The following is a 20,023-nucleotide window of genomic DNA, read 5'->3' on the forward strand; positions in this document are numbered from 1 at the left end:
GATCGAGTAGCCCTCGGAGAGGGCGTATCGAGATCCGCCGTCGTCCGGTGGGTGGGTCTCGATACGCCGCTGCGCGGCTACTCGACCAGCATGGAGGGGCCGCTGCGCGGCTGCTCATCCGGCAGGGACGGCCGCTCCGCGTCCGCTCAGCGGCATCAGCATGCTGATCGAGTAGCCCTCGGAGAGGGCGTATCGAGATCCACCGTCGTCCGGTGGGTGGGTCTCGATACGCCGCTGCGCGGCTGCTCGGCCGGCATGGAAGGGTCGCTGCGCGGCTACTCGGCCGGCGTGGAGGGGGCGCTGCGCGACTACTCGAGCCGCGGCGGGCCTGCGCAGGAAACTCGGGGAGGATGGGGGGATGACTGCGACCCTGCTCGAACGGATGCCGACGCCCGACGCCGACGGGCGCGTCGACGACGACGCGGTGTACCTGGCGTTCACGGAGTGGGCCGAGGCGCGCGGGCTCCCGCTGTACCCGGCGCAGGACGAGTCGATGATCGAGATCTCGTCGGGGGCGAACCTGATCCTGTCGACGCCGACGGGCACCGGGAAGTCGCTGGTCGCGATCGGGGCGCACGCCGCCGCGCTGGCGAACGGGCGGCGCAGCTACTACACCGCGCCGATCAAGGCCCTCGTCTCGGAGAAGTTCTTCGCACTGGTCGACGTCTTCGGCGCCGCGAACGTCGGCATGGTGACCGGCGACTCCTCGGTGAATCCGGACGCGCCGATCATCTGCTGCACCGCCGAGATCCTCGCGAACCTGGCGCTGCGGCACGGCGCCGAGACCGACGTCGACCAGGTCGTGATGGACGAGTTCCACTTCTACGCCGACCCGGCCCGCGGCTGGGCCTGGCAGGTGCCGCTGCTGACGCTGCCGCACGTGCAGTTCGTGCTGATGTCGGCGACGCTGGGCGACGTGACTGCGCTCGCCGCGGATCTCACCCGGCGGACGGGGCGCGAGACCGCGACGGTCACCGGGGTCGAGCGGCCGGTGCCGCTGCACTTCTTCTACGAGATCGCGCCGATCCACGACTCGATCGAGGAGCTGCTCTCGACGAACCAGGCGCCGGTCTACATCGTGCACTTCTCCCAGGCCGCCGCGCTCGAGCGCGCGCAGGCGCTGACCAGCGCGAACATCGCCACCCGCGAGCACCGCGACCGCATCGCCGAGGTGATCGGCGGCTTCCGCTTCACGACCGCGTTCGGCAAGACCCTCTCGCGCCTGCTCCGGCTCGGGATCGGCGTGCACCACGCGGGCATGCTGCCGAAGTACCGCCGCCTGGTCGAGCAGCTGGCCCAGCAGGGCATGCTGCGCGTGATCTGCGGCACGGACACCCTCGGGGTCGGCATCAACGTGCCGATCCGGACGGTGCTGCTCAGCGCACTGACCAAGTACGACGGCGTGAAGAGCCGCCAGCTCTCGGCCCGCGAGTTCCACCAGATCGCCGGGCGGGCCGGCCGCGCGGGCTACGACACCGCGGGCACCGTGGTGGTGCAGGCGCCCGAGCACGAGTCGGAGAACCGCAAGGCGCTCGACAAGATGGGCGACGACCCGAAGAAGCGGCGCAAGTGGGTCGGCAAGCGCGCGCCGCAGGGCTTCGTCAGCTGGGGCGAGCCGAGCTTCCGCAAGCTCGTCGACGCGGAGCCCGAGACGCTCACCTCGCACATGACGATCACCTCGGCGATGCTGCTCAACGTGATCGCGCGCGGAGGCGACGTCTTCGCGAACGTGCACGCGCTGATCTTCGACAACCACGAGCCGTGGAAGCGGCAGCTGCAGCTGGCCCGACGGGCGCTGGGCATCTACCGCACGCTCCGCACCGCGGAGGTGGTCGAGCAGATCGTCGACGCCGACGGCGTGGTCCGCATCCGGCTGACCGTCGATCTGCAGCCGAACTTCGCGCTCAACCAGCCGCTCTCGCCGTTCGCGCTCGCCGTGTTCGACGTGCTCGACCCGGAGTCGCCGACCTTCGCGCTGGACGTGATCTCGGTGCTCGAGGCGACGCTCGACGACCCGCGGCAGATCCTCGGCGCCCAGCAGTTCCAGGCCAGGGGCGATGCGGTCGCCGCGATGAAGGCGGACGGCATCGAGTACGAGGAGCGGATGGAGCTGCTCGAGAGCGTCACGCACCCGAAGCCGCTCCAGGAGCTGCTCGAGGCGACCTTCGAGACCTACACCGCCGTGCAGCCGTGGGTGCGCGACTTCGAGCTCTCGCCCAAGTCGGTCGTGCGCGACATGTACGAGCGGGCGATGTCGTTCGGCGAGTACTGCGCGTTCTACAAGCTCTCCCGCTCGGAGGGCCTCGTGCTGCGCTACCTCTCCGACGCGTTCCGGGCCGCCCGGCAGACCATCCCGGACGAGATCAAGAACGAGGAGCTGCACGATCTGATCGAGTGGCTCGGCGAGCTGGTGCGCCAGGTCGACTCCTCGCTGGTCGACGAGTGGGAGGAACTGGTCAACCCGGCCCTGCACGCCGCCGACCAGGCGATCGTGCCGCCCGCTCCGCGCCGGCTGACCGCGAACCAGCGCGCCTTCCGGGTGCTGGTGCGCAACGAGCTGTTCCGGCGGGTCACGCTCGCGGCGCTGGACGACCACGAGGCGCTCGGCGAGCTGGACGCGGCGGCCGGCTTCGACGCCGACGCCTGGGGAGAGGCGCTCGACGACTACTACGACGAGCACGACTCGATCGGGATCGGGCCGGACGCCCGCGGACCGAAGATGCTGCTCGTCACCGAGACGCCGACCCAGTGGCGGGTGCGCCAGATCCTCGACGATCCGGCCGGCGATCACGACTGGGGGATCTCCGCCACGGTCGATCTCGCGGAGTCGGACGAGGCGGGCGCCGCGGTCGTGCGGGTCACCGCGGTCGGGCGGCTCGACGGCGCGAGCTGACGGCGCGAACCGACGGCCGGCGCGCGGCCGAACGCCGCGAGCCGCCACCGCGGACCGACGCCGGACGCCGCACGTCGCGTTTTCCGCGACACATCGAGCCCTCATACTGGGTCGCGTGGCAACGGGATCAGGGGACGCGCTCGTCGCGCGCGAGCGGCTCGCCTGGATCGACACCACCCGCGGTCTGGGCGTCCTCGCGGTCGTCCTCTTCCACGTCCTGATCTGGAGCTTCACCACCGTCGCCGATCCGGGATCCTCGGTCGCCGCGCTTTGGGACCAGGTCGGCGGCTCGCTCGGGCGCATCCGGATGCCGATCCTCTTCGCGCTGGCGGGGCTCCTGGCGCAGTCCGGTCTGCTGCGCGGCTGGCGTCGCGGCTCCGCGCGGGTGCGGCTCGTCTCGAACTACTACCTCTACGCGGTGTGGGTCGTGCTCTACGCCGTGTTCTTCGCCCTGCTCGCGCGCCCCGACTTCCCGCACTCGATCGACTCGCTCGACCGCGTCCTCCTGCAGTCCGTCTTTCCGACGACCACGCTCTGGTTCCTCTTCGCGCTCGCGCTCTACCCGCTCGTGCTGGTGCTGCTGCGGGCGCTGCGGGTGCCGTGGTGGGGGATCCTGCTCCTCGGCACCGCCGCCTGGTTCCTCGCGACGAACCTGCGGGTGATCCTCTTCGGCGACGCGCTGCTGGCCAACTTCGTCTTCTTCGCGCTCGGCGTCCTCGGGGCGGAGCAGCTGCGCCGCTTCTCGCGGCCGGGCGTGCTGGTGCTCCTCGTGCCGCTCGGGGTGTTCCTGGTGGCGGTCGTGGGCGGGCGCGTCGTCGACGGGGCGGCCGGGCAGATCGCGGGCTTGGTGGTGAGCGCGAGCGCGATCCCGCTCGCCGTGGCCTGCGCGGCTCTGCTCTGCCGCTGGGCGCCGGCGGCGCGGGTCGGCTCGGCGATCGGGCGGCGGACGCTGCCGATCTACCTGCTGCAGGTGCCGCTGCTCGGGCTGTGGTCGCTCGTCGCGAACCCGGACGCCGCCTGGCTGACGGGGCTGCTCGAGAAGCCGGTGGCGGCGCTGCTCTACCCGCTGGTGCTCACGGCGGCGATCGTCGCGCTCTCGCTCGGGATCCGCCGGGTGCTGGCGCTGATCCCGGGGGATCCGCTCTTCACGGTGCCGGCGCCGCTCGTCGCGCTGACGCGTCCGGCGCGGGCCGGGCGGCACGCGGGCTGAGCGCCGGCAGCCGCGCGCTCAGGCGCCCGGCCGGTGAGGCGACCAGGTGGTCGGACGGTCGGTGCTCAGCCGGTCAGGCCCAGATCTGGGCCAGGTACTCGCTCGTCACCTGCGGGCTGCGCTCGTGCACGTCGTCGGCGCTCCACTCGAGGATCGACTCGTCGATGATCCACTCGCCCTCCTTCGGTGCCGCGCCGCTGGTCTCGTAGCCGGCGGTCGAGTTCGTCACCGACGCCCAGGTCGCGGCGCCCATCGGCCCGATGAAGGTGCTGTCGAGCGCCGAGCAGCCGAACTCGACGCCGGGGCCGTTGGAGGCGCCGAAGCTGCCGTCCTGGTCGGCCTCGTCCGGCACCGGGAAGACCCGCTTCACGACGTCCGCTCCCACGACCAGGCAGTGCTGGTAGCGCACGTTCTCGGCCGAGCCGATCTGGAACGCGGTGTTCGTCGAGGCGAAGTCGATGCAGTCGATGCTCGTGATGTCGCCGTAGTAGTTGCCGCCCTGGCCGGAGAACTGCACCGTGTCCGTGTGGGCGCCGGAGCCCTTCTCCTTATACGCCGGGGCGGTGTAGCAGCCGATGCGGAAGATGTGGCGGAGGCCGCCCGCGCCGTCGGTGGGGGTGCGCATGCTCGAGACGTCCTCGTCGCGGAGCTGGGCGTCCGGGACGACCACCTCGACGAGCTCGACGTTCTCGGTGAAGTCGGTGCCGTCGACGCCGTAGACGTTGTAGGCGTTGGTGGTGATCCGCGCGAAGGCCGAGCTGCTGCAGCCGGAGGCGAGGAAGGCGCCGTTGGTGACGATGCCGACGAGCGCGACGTTGTAGACGCGGAGCAGGCGCCAGGAGTTGGCGGTGGTGACCGTGCCCCAGCCGTCGCGCGGGTAGACGAGGACGCGGGTGTCGCGGTCGAGCGTGCCGATGTCCTGCATCATCGGGGACGAGCTGGAGCCGGCGCCGCCGCCGGGCAGCTCGCCCGGTGCGACGAGGATGCGGACGGTGTCGGCAGGGCCCGCGGTGTCGAGTGCCGTGGTGATGGCCTCGCTGATCGCCGACCAGGAGCACTCCACCTCGACCTCGAGGTCGACGTCACCGGTGAACCACGGGGTCCGCGAGGGCCAGTGGGTGCCGTTCGGGCCGAAGGAGGGCGTCGGAGTCGGGACGCCGGCCAGCAGGTCGAGCTCGGCGGCCGGGGTGCCCGGCTCGCCGGAGACCCCGGGCTGGTCGGGCTGCAGGGCGCGGTAGGCGGCGTAGCCGCCGCCGCCGAGGGCGACGAGGCCGAGGCCGGCGCCGACCGCGCCGAGCACGACGGCTCGGCGGGAGGGCCGCTTCGGCGGGAGCTCGTGGAACTGCGACGCGTCGAAGGGAGGCTGCGCGGAGGAGGGCGGGGAGGAGTCGGCCAAGGGTGTCCAAACCGTCAGTGGGCGGTGCCGGAGGCGGCACGCCTCGGGTCCGGCGCGCCACGCTGTGCCGTGAGCGCAGCCGTCGGGACGTCGGCGCGCTCGACACGCACCCTAGCAGCCGGGGTCGACGGGACTCCTGGGAGGGGGGTGCCGGGTGGGGCCGGGGCTGCGTGTGGGTGGGTCTCGATACGCCGCTGCGCGGCTGCTCGACCAGCATGGAGCGGCGGCGCGGCCGGTATGAGGTGCGAGTCTGCGAGGGGATGTCACCTGGGGCGCGGGAGGAAGATCATGCTGATCGAGTAGCCCCGGAGGGGCGTATCGAGATCCACCCCTCCGTCGTGTCGGGGGTCAGCGGCCGCGGAGCTCGCGCTTGCGCATCTGGGCGGCGATGTCCGCCTCGGTGATCTCCTTCTTCGCCGGGCCCCAGAGGGCGGCCGCCTGGCTGGCCACGCCGATGCCGATGCCGAGCATCGGCCAGATCGGCCAGAAGTAGCCGTCGGCGCCGGTCGCGAACCAGACGCCGGTGCTGATCGCGGAGACGGTCATCCAGCCGCCGACCGAGCCGGCGAAGTCGCGGCGGCGCTTGAGGTCCTTGACGGCCTGCGCCCGCTCGATGTCCTCGGGGCGGGCGAGCTCGACCTCCGCCGGCTTCTCGGCGGCGTTCTCGGCGGGCGGCTGCGCTGCGGAGCTCCGCTCGACCCCGGTCGCCGACGGCTGATCGCGCCGGGCCGACGGGTCCGGGGACCCCCAGACGTTGTCGCTCATGACACCCCTCCGCTCGTTGCGCCCAGCCTACGCAGGCGGGCGGTCGAGGGCACGGCCCGCCTCAGGGGAGCTCGGGCTGGCAGTGCGGGCACCACCAGGTGCGCCGCTGCTCCGGGTCGTCGCGGACCTCGGCGCGGACGAGGACCGTGGTGCCGCAGCGCAGGCACGGCCGGCCGGCGCGGCCCGCGACCCAGTGCCGCTCGCCGCGGCGGGTGTCGCCGGTGGTGGTCTGGAACATCCCGGGCACCGTGACGGACGCGCGCAGGCCCCGGGCGGCGGTGGCGACCAGGGCGCGGACGTCGACAGTGCCGACGGGCCGCCAGGGGAAGAGCCCGCGGAGGAAGCAGATCTCGTTGGCCCAGAGGTTGCCGAGGCCCGCCATCAGGCGCTGATCGAGCAGGGCGGCGACGACCGGCCGCTCCGGTGTGCGGGAGAGGCGAGCGACGGCCTCCTCCGCGCTCCAGTCGGTGCGGAGCGGATCCGGCCCGAGGTGGCCGACCGCGCGCGCCTCGTCGCGGGTCGGCAGCAGCTCGACGACGGGGAGGTCGACGCCCCAGAGGGTGACCCCGTCGTCGAGCCGGAGCCGGACGCGGACGTCCTTCTGCACGGCCCGCGGGACCGCTCGGCCGGGCGAGGTGACCGTCCACGAGCCCTGCATCCGCAGGTGCGTGTGCAGGGTCAGGTCACCGGAGAAGCGGGTGAGCAGGTGCTTGCCGTGGGTGTCGTGCTCGAGGATCCGCAGGCCCTCGAGCGAGCTGCCGGCGGCGTCGCCCGAGCGCAGCTCGCCGTCCGCCACGGTCCGGCCGTCCGCCGCCCGCCTCAGACGGGCGGCGAGACGGTGGACGCTGTCTCCCTCGGGCATGCTCCGCACTCTAGGAGCCGGGACCGCGGGGCGTCAGGGGTGGCGCGACGAGGGCGGGCCCGCTTCTCAGCGGGCCCGCCCCGGCGGTCGGTCGTGCGCGGTGCTCTAGCGGGCGCGGTACGCCTGCTGGTACGTCCGCTCCGTGCCGTCCTTCGCGGTGACCTCGATCGTCGCGGTGCCGGCCTTGATCGGGCGGAGCACCGTGAGGTAGGAGGTCGTGAACGACTGGCCGGGCTTCACCGAGCTCTTCGTCCGCGTGCCGTAGGGCGTCGAGATCTCGATCGCGACCGCCTCCGGGCCGTTGTTGACGGCCGTGACCGTCAGCGTGCGGAGCACGGCGAGGCGCGTGGTCTTCGCGCTGGTCGCGACGTCGATCACGGTCGCCGGCGCGGTCTCGGGCAGGTCCAGGCCGACGACGACCGGGTCGTGGTCGCTCGAGCGGTAGGCCGAGGTGTCGTAGAAGATCGTCGCGTTGTAGTCGTAGCGGCTGTACTCCAGCGCCACCGACTCCCCGCTGTTGATGTTCCAGGTGTCGACACCGGTCACGGTCGCGTCGGCCGCCGGGGAGGCGAAGACGTGGTCGAGCGAGCCGACCGCGCCGTCGAAGGAGTAGGAGTACTTCCCGTCCTTCGCGCCCTGGTCGATGTAGCCCGCGTCGCGCAGGACCTGGATCGGGTCCTCCTGCGAGTAGGCGTTGAAGTCGCCGAGCAGGTAGACGAGGTCCGTCGCCTTCTCGGTCTTCAGGCGGTCGGCGAACGCGACGAGCGCGGTGGCCTGGTTGACGCGGGAGGCGTTCGAGGCGCCCTGGCCGTCGCCCTGGTCCGCGTCGACTCCGGAGCCGGAGCCCTTCGACTTGAAGTGGTTCACGATCGCGACGAACTCGCTGGCGCTGTCGCCGATCAGGCGGAACTCCTGGGCGAGGGGCTTGCGGGCGTTGGAGAAGGCGGCGCCGTCGTTCAGGATGACGGACTCGCCTACCGGCTCGATGACGGCCTTCTTGTAGATGAACGCGGTGCGGATGACGTCCTCGTCCGCGAGCGCGGGGAGGGCGGCGGGCGAGGGCACGTACGCCCACAGCTCCGAGCCGGCGGCGGTGTTCAGCGCGGCGGTCAGCGTGGCGAGGGCCTCGTCGCGCGGCTTGCCGAACTTGGCCGAGTTCTCGATCTCCTCGAGGGAGACGACGCCGGCGCCGAGGCTGTTGATCGCGGTGACGATCTTGGCCTGCTGGCGCTCGAGGTCGTCCGCGTTCGCGGCGCCGCGGGCGTCGCAGCCGCTGTTGACCGTGACGGGGTCGCCGTCGCGGTCGGTGTAGAAGGTGCAGCCGGTGATCGAGTCACCCGTGGTGGAGAAGTAGTTCAGCACGTTGAAGGACGCGATCGAGAGGTCGCCGCCGACGGCCTCGGGGGCCGCCTCGCGGGTGTTCGCGAAGGTCGCGGGCTGGACGGTCGCGGCGTTCTCGACGGTCAGCTGCGTCGTCGGCTGGAAGGACCAGCCGCCGTTGCGGTAGTCGAGCACGACCGGGGTCGTGAAGGTCGCCGGGGCTCCCACGCGGATCGGCTCGGTCGGGGTGAGGTAGGGCAGCGGGATCGCCTTGTTCGCGGCGGCGCCGAGGAAGTTGATCGAGGCGCCGTCGTCGAGGACGATCGCGCGCGCGGCGTTGTCGGCGACGACCGCGGCCAGCTCGGGCGTTCCGGGACGGGCGACCTCGGTCGGGGTCAGCAGCGGCGAGTCGCCGGCGGCGAGGCCGACGGAGCCGAAGCTGTTGAGGTCGAAGGTGTCGGTCACGGTGAACGCGCCCTGCGGGGCGATCAGCATGCTCTCGAGCGTCTCGCGCTCCTCGACGGTGCGGGGGAGGCCGACGGCGGCCGGGATCGGCGCGACGGCCGGGGTGCCGAGCTTCTCGACGGTCGCGGCCGAGGTCGGGGTGAGCTCGGTGAGGCCGTTGAACTCGCTGACGGCGCCGGTGATGCGCAGGTTGTCGCCGATCGCGACCGCGCCGACCGAGGCGGAGGAGTAGACGAAGACGGCGTCGGAGGCGGTGCGGCCGGTGGTCTGCGCGCCGGTGCCGGCGGTCTGGATCACGTAGCCGCTGTAGCCGCCGGTGGGGTAGCGCGCGGTGACGACGCCGGTGGTGGTGACGGTCTGCCCGACGAGCGGGGACGCGGCTCCGGTGCCCTGGATCTCGGCGATCGAGACGGTCGGCGCGGTGGTGGGCGGAGTGGTCGGCGGGGCGGTCGGGGTCGCGGTGGGGGTCGGCGTCCCGGTCGGCGCGGGCGTCGGCTCCGGGGTGCTGCCGCCGGCGGCCTCGGGGGTCATCGCGCCGACGGTGAAGTCGGCGGCGTTGGAGTCGGTGTCGCCGGTCGCGGAGTCGGCGCGGGCGATCGACTCGGTCAGCGTCGGCGCCGTGGCGGCCGCCGACTCGAAGGTGTTGGAGGTGCCGTAGCCGAGGAGGTCGAGGACCGCCTCGGGCTGCTCGGCGGTGCCGGTCGGCGGGGCGACGAGGGTCGCGGTGCCCTCGACCAGGAAGAGCGTGCCGCCCGCGGCCGCGATGTTGAGGCCGTTCGCGGTCTGGTCGGCGGCGGGGAGCGGCGCGCCGTTGGTGCCGTTGCTCGCGCCGGCGATCAGGAAGTGGCCCTCGGCGGGGACGGTGCCGGTGAGCGCGACGGTCGTCGTCGGGTTCGCCGTGCCGGTGGCCGAGCGGTACTGCAGCGAGAGGCCCGAGAGCGCGACGTCGGCGCCGGTCGGGTTGTAGAGCTCGACGAAGCGGTTGCTGTAGGTCGCGCCGGCCGAGCCGCCGCGGGCGAAGACCTCGCTGATGACCAGCTCGTCCCCGCTCGGAGCGGCGGTGGCGGGCGCAGCGACCAGCGGCGAGGCGACGAGGGCCAGGCCGGCGAGGGCCGCGAGTGCGAGGCCTCTCCGGGGAGCGCGGGCGCGGGGCCTCTGCGCGGGGAGTTCGGGGGAGTCGGGCATGGTGGTCCTCTCGATCGCCGCTCCGGGGAGCGGTGGTGCGTCACCGCACGTCGACGGCGACCCTCGCCCCTGAAAGGGGCACAGTGAGCCACGCTATGCAGTGCGGGTGCCCGGCCTGTGAACCGGACGTTTCATGAACGTAAACTCACCCACCGACATCGGGGCCGCGGTCCCGTCTTCGCGGCCTCCGTCCGGGAACGCGCGCCATGATCGGGGGATGATCTCCTTCGAACTGGCCAGGGCGCTGCGCACCGCGGGACTGCGCTGGGCACCGGTCACCGGCGACCGCTTCCGCATCGAGCGCGAGGGGTTCGACGGCGACGTCTTCACCGTGAGCGACATGACCATCGAGCCGCACGAGTACGAGACGGGCACCGTCCTCGGCTTCAACGGCACGACCGAGTGGGCGCTCGACTCCGTCGCGCTCGACGACTCGCTCTGGCTGCCGCGCGAGGACCAGCTGCGCGAGCTGCTGCGCGGCACGTTCCGCTCGCTGCGCCGCGTCGCGGACGGCGGGCCGGTGCGCTTCGCCGTGACCGTCGAGCTCGCCGGCGAGCAGCGCGACTTCGAGGACGAGATCGCCGAGAACGCCTATGCGGAGGCGCTGCTCGCGCTGGTCAGCTCGGTCGCGGTCGACCTCGACGACGTGGACGAGCTCGCCTGAGCCGATCCTCCGGGCCGCTCGGGCTCAGGACGCCGCCTTCTCCTCCTCAGCTTCGGCCGTCGAAGCCGCCTTCTTCGCGGCGGGCTTCTTCTTCGGGGTGATCTTCTTCGGAGCGGCCTTCTCGTCGTCGGTCTTCGCGGCGCTCTTCTTCGCCGGCGCCTTCTTGGCGGCGGTCTTCTTCGGCGCCGAGCCCTCGTCGGCGGAGGCGTCCTCGTCCGCCTTCTTCCTCGTCGCCCGCTTCTTCGCCGGCGCCTTCTCCTCGGAGTCCGCGGACGCCCCCGCCTTCGCGCCGCGGCTGCGCTCCACCGAGCGCTTCAGCGCCTCCATCAGGTCGAGCACCTCGCCGCCGCCCTCCTCCTCGGGCTTCTCGCCGAAGGTGGCGGAGGTGTCGAGGGCGTCGCCCTGCTCGATCTTCGCGTCGATGAGGGTGCGCAGCTCGGCCTGGTAGGAGTCCTGGAACTTCGACGCGTCGAAGTCCTCCGAGTAGGAGTCGACCAGGTGCGAGGACATCTCCAGCTCGCGGGCGGCGATCCGGGTGGTGCCCTCGAGCGACGGGAACTCGACCTCGCGCACCTCGTCGGCCCAGAGCAGCGTCTGCAGCATCAGCAGCTTGCCGCGCACGCGCAGCGCCGCCAGCCGGGTCTTCTGCCGCAGGGCGAACTCGACGATCGCGGTGCGGTCGGTCTCCTCGAGGGTGCGGCGCAGCAGCACGTAGGCCTTGGGGGAGGAGGAGTCCGGCTCGAGGATGTAGGCGCGGTCGAACATGATCGGGTCGACCTGCTCGCTCGGCACGAACTGCACGACGTCGATCTCGCGGTCGCGCTCCTCCGGCAGCGCCTTCAGCTCGTCCTTGGTGAGCACGACCGTGCGCTCGCCGTCGTCGTAGGCCTTGTCGATGTGGTCGAAGGTGACGACCTCGCCGCAGATCTCGCACTTGCGGGCGTAGCGGATCCGGCCGCCGTCCTTGTCGTGCACCTGGTGCAGGGGGACGTCGTGGTCCTCGGTCGCGCTGTAGATCTTCACCGGCACGTTGACCAGGCCGAAGGTGATCGCGCCCTTCCAGATGGCTCGCATGGCCCCAGTGAACACCGTGCGCCACCGCGGCGGGAAGCCCCGCCCCTCCCGCGAGATGCCACTTGTGCACGCGACACGCCGAGGAATCGGGTCACAAGTGGCATCTCGCGGCAGGGGACGGAGGGCGGCACTCGACGTCCTTTCGGGCGGCGGGTGTCGAATGGATGGCGATGACTGACGAGAACCGGCCCGCCGACAGGCTCCGCGCCGCCCTGACTGCCCCCGACGCGTCGTCCCGGCTGCAGGCGGCGATGACGGCCGGCACGCGGCCCGCCGAGGAGTACGCCGCGGTGCTGGTGGAGCGCTGCGCCGTCGAGCCCGACTTCGGTGTGCGCGAGATGCTGACCTGGGCGCTCACCCGCCACGATCCGGCGGTCACCGTCGACCTGCTGCTGCCCGAGCTCGAGTCCAAGACGCCGCAGGCCCGCAGCCAGGCGCTGCACACGCTGTCGAAGGTCGGCGATCCGCGCGCGTTCCCGGCGATCACGCCCGCGCTGCTGCACGACGAGCATCCCGCGGTCGCGCACGCGGCCTGGCGCACCGCCGCCCGGCTCGCCTCGGACTCCGAGAGGCCCGCGCTGGCCCGGCAGCTCGCGGAGCACCTCGGCGAGCGCGACCGCCCGGACCAGCGCGCCCTCACCCGCGCGCTGCTGATGCTCGGCGACGCCGCGGCCCCCGTCCTCGAGGCCGCCGCGCGCTCGGAGGAGGACCCCCGCCGCTTCCACGCCCTCGCGACCCTCCGCCTCCTCGCCGACCCGGACGAGGACGTCGAGGAGGCCTTCGCCCGCGCCCGCCGTCCCTGACGCGGGCCCGATCGCTCGGAAGCGGACGCAGGGAACGCGTGAGGCGTCCCGTTCCCGTCGAGGCGTCCAGCAGCAGCGGGACTCCTCGACGGGGACGGGACGCCTCGGGCGTCCGGGTCGGCTCAGCCGATCGGGGTCGGGTTCACGGGGTCCGGCGGAACGGGCAGCGAGCCGTTGATGCGGTTCTGCGCCTGGCACTGGCTCGTGCAGTTGGTCGCTCCCTGCGAGAGCTCGACGGCGTCCTCGCCGAGCACCCCGCCGAGGCGGCCACCCGAGGCGACGGTCCACTTCGTGACCGTGCCGCTCTGGAAGGTCTTCGTGGCGACCTGCGGGCTGTCCTTGCCGAGCAGCATCGAGTGGTAGCCCGTCGCGCTCTGGGCCGGGGTCACTGCGTCGACTCCGATGCCGAAGTTGATCTTGCCGGTGAAGCTGTTGACGAAGTAGAACAGCCCGGGGCCGAGTGTGTGCACGAGCTCGACGTTCCCGGCGAACTCGGGCTCCATCTGGAAGATGCCGCCCTGCGCGCCGTCCTTCGCCTGCACCTTGAGCTTGCCGGCCGCGGTCCGGAGGATCACCACCAGGGTGTCGTCCTTCACCTCCAGCGAGTCGAGCCGCGCGCCCGCGAGCTGCGCCGCGGTGAGCGTCGGCACCTTGGACGCGAAGACCACCGTCGGCGAGGTGACCATCCGCTGCGTGTCGGGGGCGCCGGTGAGCGTGTAGTCGTAGACGCCCAGCGTCGACACGCGGAGGTCGAAGCGGTTGTTGACGCCGCGCACGGCGATGGTCCCGGAGACGGCGACGTCCTTGAGCTTCACGTCCTTGCCGGCGGCCGGGTCGTAGGTGGTGCCGTTCACGGTGACGGAGTAGTCGCCTCCGACGGACGAGGTCTTGGCCTGCGCGGGCGAGGCCGCGAGGCCGGTGAGGAGCAGTGCGATCGCGGCGATCGCCGCAGTGCGGGCGGTTCTGCTGAGGGGGGACATCGTGGCCTTCCTGTCGACCGGCGCTGGGCCGGTGCGGGTAGGAGGCAACCCTCGCCCGCGCCGCGCCGCGCGGCAATCGGACCTTGGTACTAGTACCCGGGCAGGTGGTCGCGCACCCACAGCGCGGCGCTCGTGCGATCGCGCACGCCGATGCGCGTGAAGGCGTGCCCGACGTGCACCTTGACCGTCCGCTCCGCGATCCCGAGCTCTCGCGCGATCTCCTTGTTCGCTCGGCCGGAGGCGATCAGCCGCAGCACCTGCTCCTCGCGAGTGCTGAGCGCGGGCAGGGCGGCACCGGCGCCGCCCGGCAGCAGAGCCCGGGCCGCCCGAGGATCCAGCGGGGCGTGCCCCGCCGCCGCCGAGCGGACCGCGTCGAGCACCACGGCGGGGTCGGCGTCCTTGAGCTGGTACCCCTGGGCACCCGCCCGCAGCGCGGCGAGGACGCGGCCCCGGTCGTCGAACGAGGTCAGGACCACGACGCGGATCGCCGGGTGCAGGGCGAGCATCCGCGCGGTCGCCTCGATGCCGTCCATGCCCGGCATCGACAGGTCCATCAGGACGACGTCGGGCGCGGACTCCGCCGCCGATCCGAGCGCCTCCTCGCCGCTGCCCGCCTGCCCGACGAGCAGCAGGTCCGGCGCGCTCGAGATCAGCGCGGCGAGGCCCGCGCGGACGAGCGGATGATCGTCGACGATCAGGACGCGGATCACGGCGCCGGCTCCAGTCGCCAGTGCGTCCCCCGGCCTGGAGCGGTCAGGAGGCGCAGCTCGGCGCCGCGCTCGCGGGCGAGATCGCGCAGAATGCTCAGCCCGAGGTGTCCCGCTTCCGGATGCGCGAGCGCCGTCGCCGCGTCGAAGCCGCACCCGTCGTCGACGACGTCGAGCGCGACCGAGCGGCCCGTGCGATCGCCTGCGCGCCGCAGCCGGACGAGGACGCTCCGCGCGCCGGAGTGCTTGACCGCGTTCGTCAGCGCCTCGTGCGCGACCCGGTAGAGGAGCCGCTCGTCGTCCGCGGTCAGGCCGGTGCGCGGCGGCGCCTCGACCACCACGTCCAGTCCGCGCGCCCGGGTCGTGACGGCGAGATCCTCCAGAGCTGCCGCGAGCCCCGCGTCGGCGAGGCTCGGCGGGTAGATGTCGACGAGCAGCGACCGCAGACCGCCGAGGCCGGTGCGGACGGTCGCGGCGACCTCGCGGAGATCCGCGGCGAGGGCGGGATCGCCGTCCGCCTCGGCTCGCTCCGCCCGCCCGTGCACGGCGAAGGAGGCGGCGACGAGGTCCTGCACGGCACCGTCGTGGACGGTCGCCGCGATCCGCCGGCGCTCGTCCGCCGAGGCGTCGAGGGCGCGCTGCAGCAGTGCCTCGCGACTCCGCCGCGACCGCCCGATCAGCGCGAGCAGGCGCGCGAGCACCGGCAGCAGCACGAGCACCAGCAGCACCGTGCTCGCGATCGAGATGACGGCGAAGCTGCGCCAGAGCTCGCCGCTGCGCTCGACGACCTCGTCGTAGCGGAAGTAGCTCTCGAACAGGAGCGGAGTCCCCGACGGCGTCCGCACGGTCCGGTAGGCCTCGAGGAGGCGTCCGCTGTCGCGCTCGTACACGTTCTCCGGGGCCCGCAGGTCGGAGACCTCGGCGTGCACCGCGACGTCGGCGAAGGCCTCGAGATCGTCCTCGTCCAGGGTGAAGGTCCGTCCCTCCAGGCGCCGGTCGTCGGAGTAGAGGATGCGGCCCGAGCGGTCCCAGAGCTTCACGCGCACCAGGGAGTCGTCGAGCACGTGCGCCCGGACCTCGCGGTCGACGAGCTCCAGCGCCGCCGGGTCGCCGGTGAGCACGGCGTCCGCGAGAGCCGGCTCGACGATCACCTCCGCGAGGAGATCGGCGGTGTCGGAGGCGTCGGCGACGGCCTCGGACTCCGCGAGCGTCCGCGCAGCCTGGACGTCGAGGGCGCTGATGCCGAGGATCAGGAGCAGGGCGACGGCGATCACGCCGGCGAACACGCGCCGCGGCCGGACGGCGGGCTCGCCGGTCCGCTCGCCCGCGGCCACGACGACGATCCAGGAAGGCTCCATCGCTCGCGAGGCTATCAACGACATCCGTCGTTCAGTGCGAGCGGTCCGGGTCGGCGGCGGCCCGCCGCGAACGGGCGAGGCGTCCCGCCCCCGTCGAGGCGTCCTGCCGGAGCGGGACGCGTCGACCGGAGCGGGACGCCTCGGGTGGTGCGGTGGCTACGCGCCGATGAGCACGCCGCGGTCGGCGAGGTACTCGCGGATCAGGCGCTCAGCGCTCGCCCGGTCGGTGATGCCGTAGCGGTCGATGATCTGCTGCACGTAGGGACGCGCGATCGCCTCGGTGATGCCGAGCTCGGCCGCGATCTCGCGCGGCGAGAGGCCGGCGGCGATCAGCCCGAGGACCTGCTCCTTGGTGGGGAGCACGAACGGCGGGGTGGTGGGCTCCGGCTCCGGCGTGGTCGGGTCCTTCTCGGCGTCGATCGCGGAGGTGTCCTCGGCGAACGAGGCGGTCACGAAGGCGATCGCCTTCGAGGTGATGCCGAGCGCTTCCTGGTTGATGTTCGCCAGGTCGTCGCCGGCCGAGTGGTAGTTCGGGTCGTGCGCGATGCCGACGGTGCCGCCGAAGAGCGCGGCCTCCTCCTCGGTCTTGATGTCGTCCGCTCCGGTGAACAGGCCCGAGGCCGGGATGCCGGCGGAGATGAAGCCGTCGTAGTCGCTGCGGCCGTCGAACGCGGTGTCGATCCACGGCTGGTCGATCGAGTCGAAGTAGTCCGTGAACGCCTTCTCGGTGGCGATGGAGCCCGCGGGCACCTCGACCGGGGCCTCGTAGGTGGACTCGTTCGCGTCGTAGACCGAGACGACGTAGTTCGGCGAGGCGACCATGTCGAAGTTCAGGTAGGTCGCGATGTCGCCGGCCTCCTCCTCCGAGAGCGAGTCGACGTAGGTGTACGAGCCGACGAGCCCGACCTCCTCGGCGCCCCACCAGGCGAAGCGCACGGCGTTGGTGGTCTCGCCCGCGTCCGCGAGCTGGACGGCGGTCTCGAGGAGCGTGGCCGATCCCGAGCCGTTGTCGTTGATGCCGGGGCCCTCGGGCACGCCGTCGAGGTGCGCGCCGAGCATGACCACGTTGTCGTGGTCGCCGCCGGGCGTCTCGGTGATGATGTTGAAGGTGTCGGTGTCGGTGGTCGTCTGCTCGATCACCAGCGTCGCCGTGCTGGGCAGCGCCGCGATCAGCGACTGGCCCTCCTCGAGCGTCACACCGACCGACGGGATGTAGCTGTCGTCGGGCGCGCCGAGCGTGCCGTTGAGCGCCTCACCGGGAGCGTTGTTGTAGATGATCACGGCCGACGCCCCGGCGGCGCCGGCGGCGGCCGACTTCTCCGAGAAGCTGCAGGTGCCGCGGCTGACCAGGGCGACCTTGCCGGTCGCGTCGAGCCCGGCCCAGGCGTCCGCGTCGCAGCCCAGCGGGTCGACCGGCTGGATCAGCTCGCCCGTGACGCCGCCCTCGGGGGTGGAGGGGGTGAACGACATCGGGATGCCCTCGACCGCGGGGGTCGTGGTCAGCGAGAACTCGTCGATCGTCTGGGTGGTGGTGGTGAAGTCCTGGCGCTCGGTGGTGTAGCCGGCGGCCTTCAGCACGGCCTCGACGTACTGGCCGCTCTGCTCGTAGCCCTCGGTGCCGATCGCGCGGTTGCCGTCGTTGGCGTCCGCGATCGCCTGGAAGGCCTCGAGGTGGTTCATGATGCCGTCGACGGTCACCGCATCGGCGAAGTCGACGGGCTCGACGGCGTTCGCCGCCGGAGCGAAGGCGAAGCCGGCGACCAGCGCGCCGGCGCCGATCATCGCGGCCGAGCCGAGCAGCGGACGCCGACGTCGTGCGCCGGAGGTGTCTTCAGTGGTGGTAGCCACAGGTGGTCCCTTTCGTCGAGGGCGGCGGCCGTCGGACCGACGGTCTCCGTCGCCCTCGCTGTGCTGAGAAGCGGCGGTGCCCTCTGCGAGCGTATTCACAGGTCGCGCGCGAATGACACCCCTTCGCGGCACTTGTCACCCGGTGGAAACACAGGCGGCCGGCCGCGGCCGGAGCGCGTCTCAGGCCGTCGCGTCGCTCTCGGCCCACTCGCGGAGCATCGCGATCGTCTCCGCAGGCCGGTCGCGGTGCGGGCTGTGGCCGGCTCCGGCGACCACCGCGTAGCGGATGCGCGGGTTCGCGCGGAGGACCTGTGCGGCGAGGGACGGCGGGAAGAACGTGAACACCTGCGGGTCGCCCGCGAGCACGAACGCCGGCGCCCGCAGGGTCGGGACGTCCGCGAGCAGGTCCCAGGGGTCGTTGTCGTCGACGGTCGCTGCGACGGCGGCCGGATCGGCGGCGTGCGCGGCGCGGAGCTTCTCCGCGCGGTCGCGCTCGTCCCAGTGCGGCTCGGCGGCGGCGAGCTCGTCTGCGGTGACGGTGAGGGCGGCGAGCTCCTCCGCGCGCACCTCCGCCCGCGACTCGGCCGGCAGCTGCAGCACCGGGTCGAGCAGCACCAGCCGGGCGGCCCAGCCGGTGTCGCGCGCCGCCGCCCGCACCGCCACCGCTCCGCCGAGGGAGTGGCCGACCACCAGGTCCCAGGTGCCGGACGGAGCTCGCAGGGCGAGCACGTCGTCGGCGTAGTCGTCGTGCCGGGACGACCCGCCGCGGGCGCCCGCACCGTGCCCGCGCAGATCCGGTGCCGTCACGCTCCAGCCGGCACCGGTCAGCGCCTCGGCGACCCGCCACCAGGTGCCGGACGCCCCGCCGAGTCCGTGCAGGAGGAGGGCGGTTCTCGTCTCCGGGGCTCGCGTCGTCATGCCGCCAGGCTAGGGCGCGTCAGTCGAGGCTCGGGTCGCGGCCGGTGCGCTCGCCGGTCGCGAGGGCACTGATTCCTGCCAGATCCTCTTCGTCGAGGGCGAAGCCGAACACGTCGAGGTTATCCCGGATCCGCGCGGGCGTCACCGACTTCGGGATCACGACGACTCCGAGCTGCACGTGCCAGCGCAGCACGACCTGCGCGGGCGAGACGCCGTGCTTCGCGGCGATCGAGGCGAGCACGGGCTCGTCGAGCAGGCGGCCGCGGGCCAGCGGCGACCAGGCCTGGGTCACGATGCCGTGCGCGGCGTCGAAGGCGCGCAGCTCGTCCTGAGGGAGCCGCGGGTGCAGCTCGACCTGGTTGATCGCGGGCACGACCTCGGTCTCGCCGAGCAGCCGCTCGAGGTGCTCGATCGCGAAGTTGGACACGCCGATCGAGCGCGCCCTGCCCTCCTGGCGGATCCGCTCCAGCGCGCGGTAGGTGTCGACGTAGCGGTCGCGCGAGGGGATCGGCCAGTGCACGAGGTAGAGGTCGACGTAGTCGGTGCTCGAGGCTGCGGTCGAAGGCCTCGAGCGTCTCGTCGAAGCCGTGGTCGTCGTTCCAGACCTTGGTGGTGACGAAGACCTGCTCCCGGGGGAGGCCGCTGGCGCGGATCCCCTCGCCGACGCCGCGCTCGTTGCCGTAGAGGGTCGCCGTGTCGACGTGCCGGTAGCCGGCCTCCAGCGCCGTGGCGACCGTGCGGGCCGCCTCGTCGTCGCCGATCTTGTAGACGCCGAGCCCGACCTGCGGGATCGCCCGCCCGTCGTTGAGGGGGAGAAGGGGAACGCTCATCCCCCCATTCTTCCCCCTCCGCGAGATGCCACTTGTGCGCACGACACGCCGCGAAAGCCGGTCACAAGTGGCATCTCGCGGGAGGGGTCAGAGGTGCCAGTGCAGCTCGCCGTGCGGGCCGACGCGGACGGTGTCCTCGATCAGGGCGGCGAGGCCGGCGACGCCGAAGAGGAGGCGTCGGTCGTCGCGCGCGGCCTGGCTGGTGTGCACGAAGCGGCGGACGGCGAAGTAGTCGTCGTGTCCGGGCTGGAGGCCGTCGACGAGGCCCTGCTCGCCGAGGGCGCGCAGTCCGCGGCCCGGTCGGCGAGCGGGCCCGAGACCGAGCCAGAGCGTGCCGGTCTCGAGCAGGACGACGGTGCTCGGCACGATCGCGCCGGCCCGCAGGCGCCGGGCCGTGATCTGCCAGCCGAAGCCGAGGTGGTGCACCCGGATCGGATGCGGTCCGCGCCAGGCGTGCGAGGGGTCCTCCGCGCGGTAGTAGACGGGGCTGGGGCGGAACGAGCCCTGCCAGAGCGCCGCGGCGAGCTCGCCCGCCCATTCGGGCGTCTCGGGGTCGGCCCAGGGGTCGAGGACGTGCGCCTCCTCCGCCTCGCGCTGATGCTGGCGGACGAGTTCCTCCGCGTCGTCGCGCAGTGCCATCGGCAGCCCCTCCGTCCCGTGCGAGCCCCACCCTAGGGGGGCGCGCCTGGGAGCCTCAAGGGAGCGGGGTCCGAGCCGAGTGGGAGACGCCTCCGCGAGAGCGACG

General features: G+C 72.8%; 15 protein-coding genes and 1 pseudogene. 4 read left to right on the forward strand and 12 right to left on the reverse strand.

The window, feature by feature from the left end:
• Positions 1 to 358 precede the first annotated feature (358 nt).
• Entirely contained in the window at positions 359 to 2,893 is a 2,535-nt protein-coding gene (locus MT350_RS10535; protein ID WP_243615889.1) for an RNA helicase, read from the forward strand.
• Positions 2,894 to 3,008: 115 nt separating this feature from the next.
• The gene (locus tag MT350_RS10540) at positions 3,009 to 4,103 is read left to right on the forward strand and encodes an acyltransferase (RefSeq protein WP_243615890.1); all 1,095 of its coding nucleotides are present in this window, start codon (positions 3,009 to 3,011) and stop codon (positions 4,101 to 4,103) included.
• Positions 4,104 to 4,176: 73 nt separating this feature from the next.
• On the opposite strand, the gene MT350_RS10545 is transcribed toward MT350_RS10540, so the two are convergent.
• The 4 genes from MT350_RS10545 to MT350_RS10560 form a co-directional block, all read right to left on the reverse strand.
• Positions 4,177 to 5,499 (reverse strand): hypothetical protein, encoded by a 1,323-nt coding sequence (locus MT350_RS10545; RefSeq protein WP_164874520.1) that lies wholly within the window; start codon positions 5,497 to 5,499, stop codon positions 4,177 to 4,179.
• Positions 5,500 to 5,847: 348 nt separating this feature from the next.
• Positions 5,848 to 6,264, reverse strand: a complete 417-nt coding sequence (locus MT350_RS10550; RefSeq protein ID WP_243598468.1) for a 2TM domain-containing protein — start codon at positions 6,262 to 6,264, stop codon at positions 5,848 to 5,850.
• A 61-nt stretch (positions 6,265 to 6,325) separates the two neighbouring features.
• Positions 6,326 to 7,126, reverse strand: a complete 801-nt coding sequence (locus MT350_RS10555) for an Fpg/Nei family DNA glycosylase (protein WP_243598469.1) — start codon at positions 7,124 to 7,126, stop codon at positions 6,326 to 6,328.
• Between the two features lie 105 nt (positions 7,127 to 7,231).
• Positions 7,232 to 10,096, reverse strand: coding sequence for an ExeM/NucH family extracellular endonuclease (locus MT350_RS10560; RefSeq protein ID WP_243598470.1), 2,865 nt, complete (start codon positions 10,094 to 10,096; stop codon positions 7,232 to 7,234).
• Between the two features lie 217 nt (positions 10,097 to 10,313).
• On the opposite strand from MT350_RS10560, the gene MT350_RS10565 reads away from it, so the two are divergent.
• Positions 10,314 to 10,760, forward strand: coding sequence for a hypothetical protein (locus tag MT350_RS10565; protein WP_123705172.1), 447 nt, complete (start codon positions 10,314 to 10,316; stop codon positions 10,758 to 10,760).
• A gap of 24 nt (positions 10,761 to 10,784) precedes the next feature.
• Here MT350_RS10565 and MT350_RS10570 read toward each other — a convergent pair whose 3' ends face one another.
• Positions 10,785 to 11,834 (reverse strand): Ku protein, encoded by a 1,050-nt coding sequence (locus MT350_RS10570; protein ID WP_243598471.1) that lies wholly within the window; start codon positions 11,832 to 11,834, stop codon positions 10,785 to 10,787.
• A 170-nt stretch (positions 11,835 to 12,004) separates the two neighbouring features.
• On the opposite strand from MT350_RS10570, the gene MT350_RS10575 reads away from it, so the two are divergent.
• The gene (locus MT350_RS10575) at positions 12,005 to 12,637 is read left to right on the forward strand and encodes a HEAT repeat domain-containing protein (protein ID WP_243598472.1); all 633 of its coding nucleotides are present in this window, start codon (positions 12,005 to 12,007) and stop codon (positions 12,635 to 12,637) included.
• A gap of 122 nt (positions 12,638 to 12,759) precedes the next feature.
• On the opposite strand, the gene MT350_RS10580 is transcribed toward MT350_RS10575, so the two are convergent.
• The 7 genes and pseudogenes from MT350_RS10580 to MT350_RS10610 all read right to left on the reverse strand — a co-directional run bounded on the left by MT350_RS10580 (position 12,760) and on the right by MT350_RS10610 (position 19,917).
• On the reverse strand, positions 12,760 to 13,617 hold the full coding sequence (locus MT350_RS10580; protein WP_243615891.1) for a hypothetical protein: 858 nt from the start codon (positions 13,615 to 13,617) through the stop codon (positions 12,760 to 12,762).
• 89 nt (positions 13,618 to 13,706) lie between these two features.
• On the reverse strand, positions 13,707 to 14,327 hold the full coding sequence (locus MT350_RS10585) for a response regulator transcription factor (RefSeq protein WP_123737594.1): 621 nt from the start codon (positions 14,325 to 14,327) through the stop codon (positions 13,707 to 13,709).
• The gene (locus tag MT350_RS10590) at positions 14,324 to 15,682 is read right to left on the reverse strand and encodes an ATP-binding protein (RefSeq protein ID WP_243615892.1); all 1,359 of its coding nucleotides are present in this window, start codon (positions 15,680 to 15,682) and stop codon (positions 14,324 to 14,326) included. The genes MT350_RS10585 and MT350_RS10590 overlap by 4 nt, the downstream gene beginning before the upstream one ends.
• Positions 15,683 to 15,838: 156 nt before the next feature.
• Positions 15,839 to 17,530, reverse strand: a complete 1,692-nt coding sequence (locus tag MT350_RS10595; RefSeq protein WP_243598476.1) for a M28 family peptidase — start codon at positions 17,528 to 17,530, stop codon at positions 15,839 to 15,841.
• Between the two features lie 180 nt (positions 17,531 to 17,710).
• A complete protein-coding gene (locus MT350_RS10600; protein ID WP_243615893.1) occupies positions 17,711 to 18,448 on the reverse strand; it encodes an alpha/beta fold hydrolase in 738 nt (245 codons plus the stop codon).
• A 19-nt stretch (positions 18,449 to 18,467) separates the two neighbouring features.
• Positions 18,468 to 19,278, reverse strand: a pseudogene (locus MT350_RS10605) (aldo/keto reductase).
• An 87-nt stretch (positions 19,279 to 19,365) separates the two neighbouring features.
• Positions 19,366 to 19,917 carry a hypothetical protein gene (locus MT350_RS10610; protein ID WP_123447651.1) on the reverse strand — a complete coding sequence of 184 codons (552 nt, stop codon included), beginning with the start codon at positions 19,915 to 19,917 and terminating at the stop codon, positions 19,366 to 19,368.
• Between the last annotated feature and the right edge of the window lie 106 nt (positions 19,918 to 20,023).

The organism is Rathayibacter sp. VKM Ac-2928, from assembly GCF_022815545.1.
In the GTDB taxonomy this organism is placed as follows: Bacteria; Actinomycetota; Actinomycetes; order Actinomycetales; family Microbacteriaceae; genus Rathayibacter; species Rathayibacter festucae.

Bases quoted from the DNA above. Each gene is read 5' to 3' on its own strand.
- MT350_RS10610 (WP_123447651.1), bottom strand. From the start codon at position 19,917: ATGGCACTGCGCGACGACGCGGAGGAACTCGTCCGCCAGCATCAGCGC.
- MT350_RS10565 (WP_123705172.1), top strand. From the start codon at position 10,314: ATGATCTCCTTCGAACTGGCCAGGGCGCTGCGCACCGCGGGACTGCGC.
- MT350_RS10600 (WP_243615893.1), bottom strand. From the start codon at position 18,448: ATGACGACGCGAGCCCCGGAGACGAGAACCGCCCTCCTCCTGCACGGA.
- MT350_RS10575 (WP_243598472.1), top strand. From the start codon at position 12,005: ATGACTGACGAGAACCGGCCCGCCGACAGGCTCCGCGCCGCCCTGACT.
- MT350_RS10535 (WP_243615889.1), top strand. From the start codon at position 359: ATGACTGCGACCCTGCTCGAACGGATGCCGACGCCCGACGCCGACGGG.
- MT350_RS10590 (WP_243615892.1), bottom strand. From the start codon at position 15,682: ATGGAGCCTTCCTGGATCGTCGTCGTGGCCGCGGGCGAGCGGACCGGC.
- MT350_RS10560 (WP_243598470.1), bottom strand. From the start codon at position 10,096: ATGCCCGACTCCCCCGAACTCCCCGCGCAGAGGCCCCGCGCCCGCGCT.
- MT350_RS10580 (WP_243615891.1), bottom strand. From the start codon at position 13,617: ATGTCCCCCCTCAGCAGAACCGCCCGCACTGCGGCGATCGCCGCGATC.
- MT350_RS10555 (WP_243598469.1), bottom strand. From the start codon at position 7,126: ATGCCCGAGGGAGACAGCGTCCACCGTCTCGCCGCCCGTCTGAGGCGG.
- MT350_RS10570 (WP_243598471.1), bottom strand. From the start codon at position 11,834: ATGCGAGCCATCTGGAAGGGCGCGATCACCTTCGGCCTGGTCAACGTG.
- MT350_RS10550 (WP_243598468.1), bottom strand. From the start codon at position 6,264: ATGAGCGACAACGTCTGGGGGTCCCCGGACCCGTCGGCCCGGCGCGAT.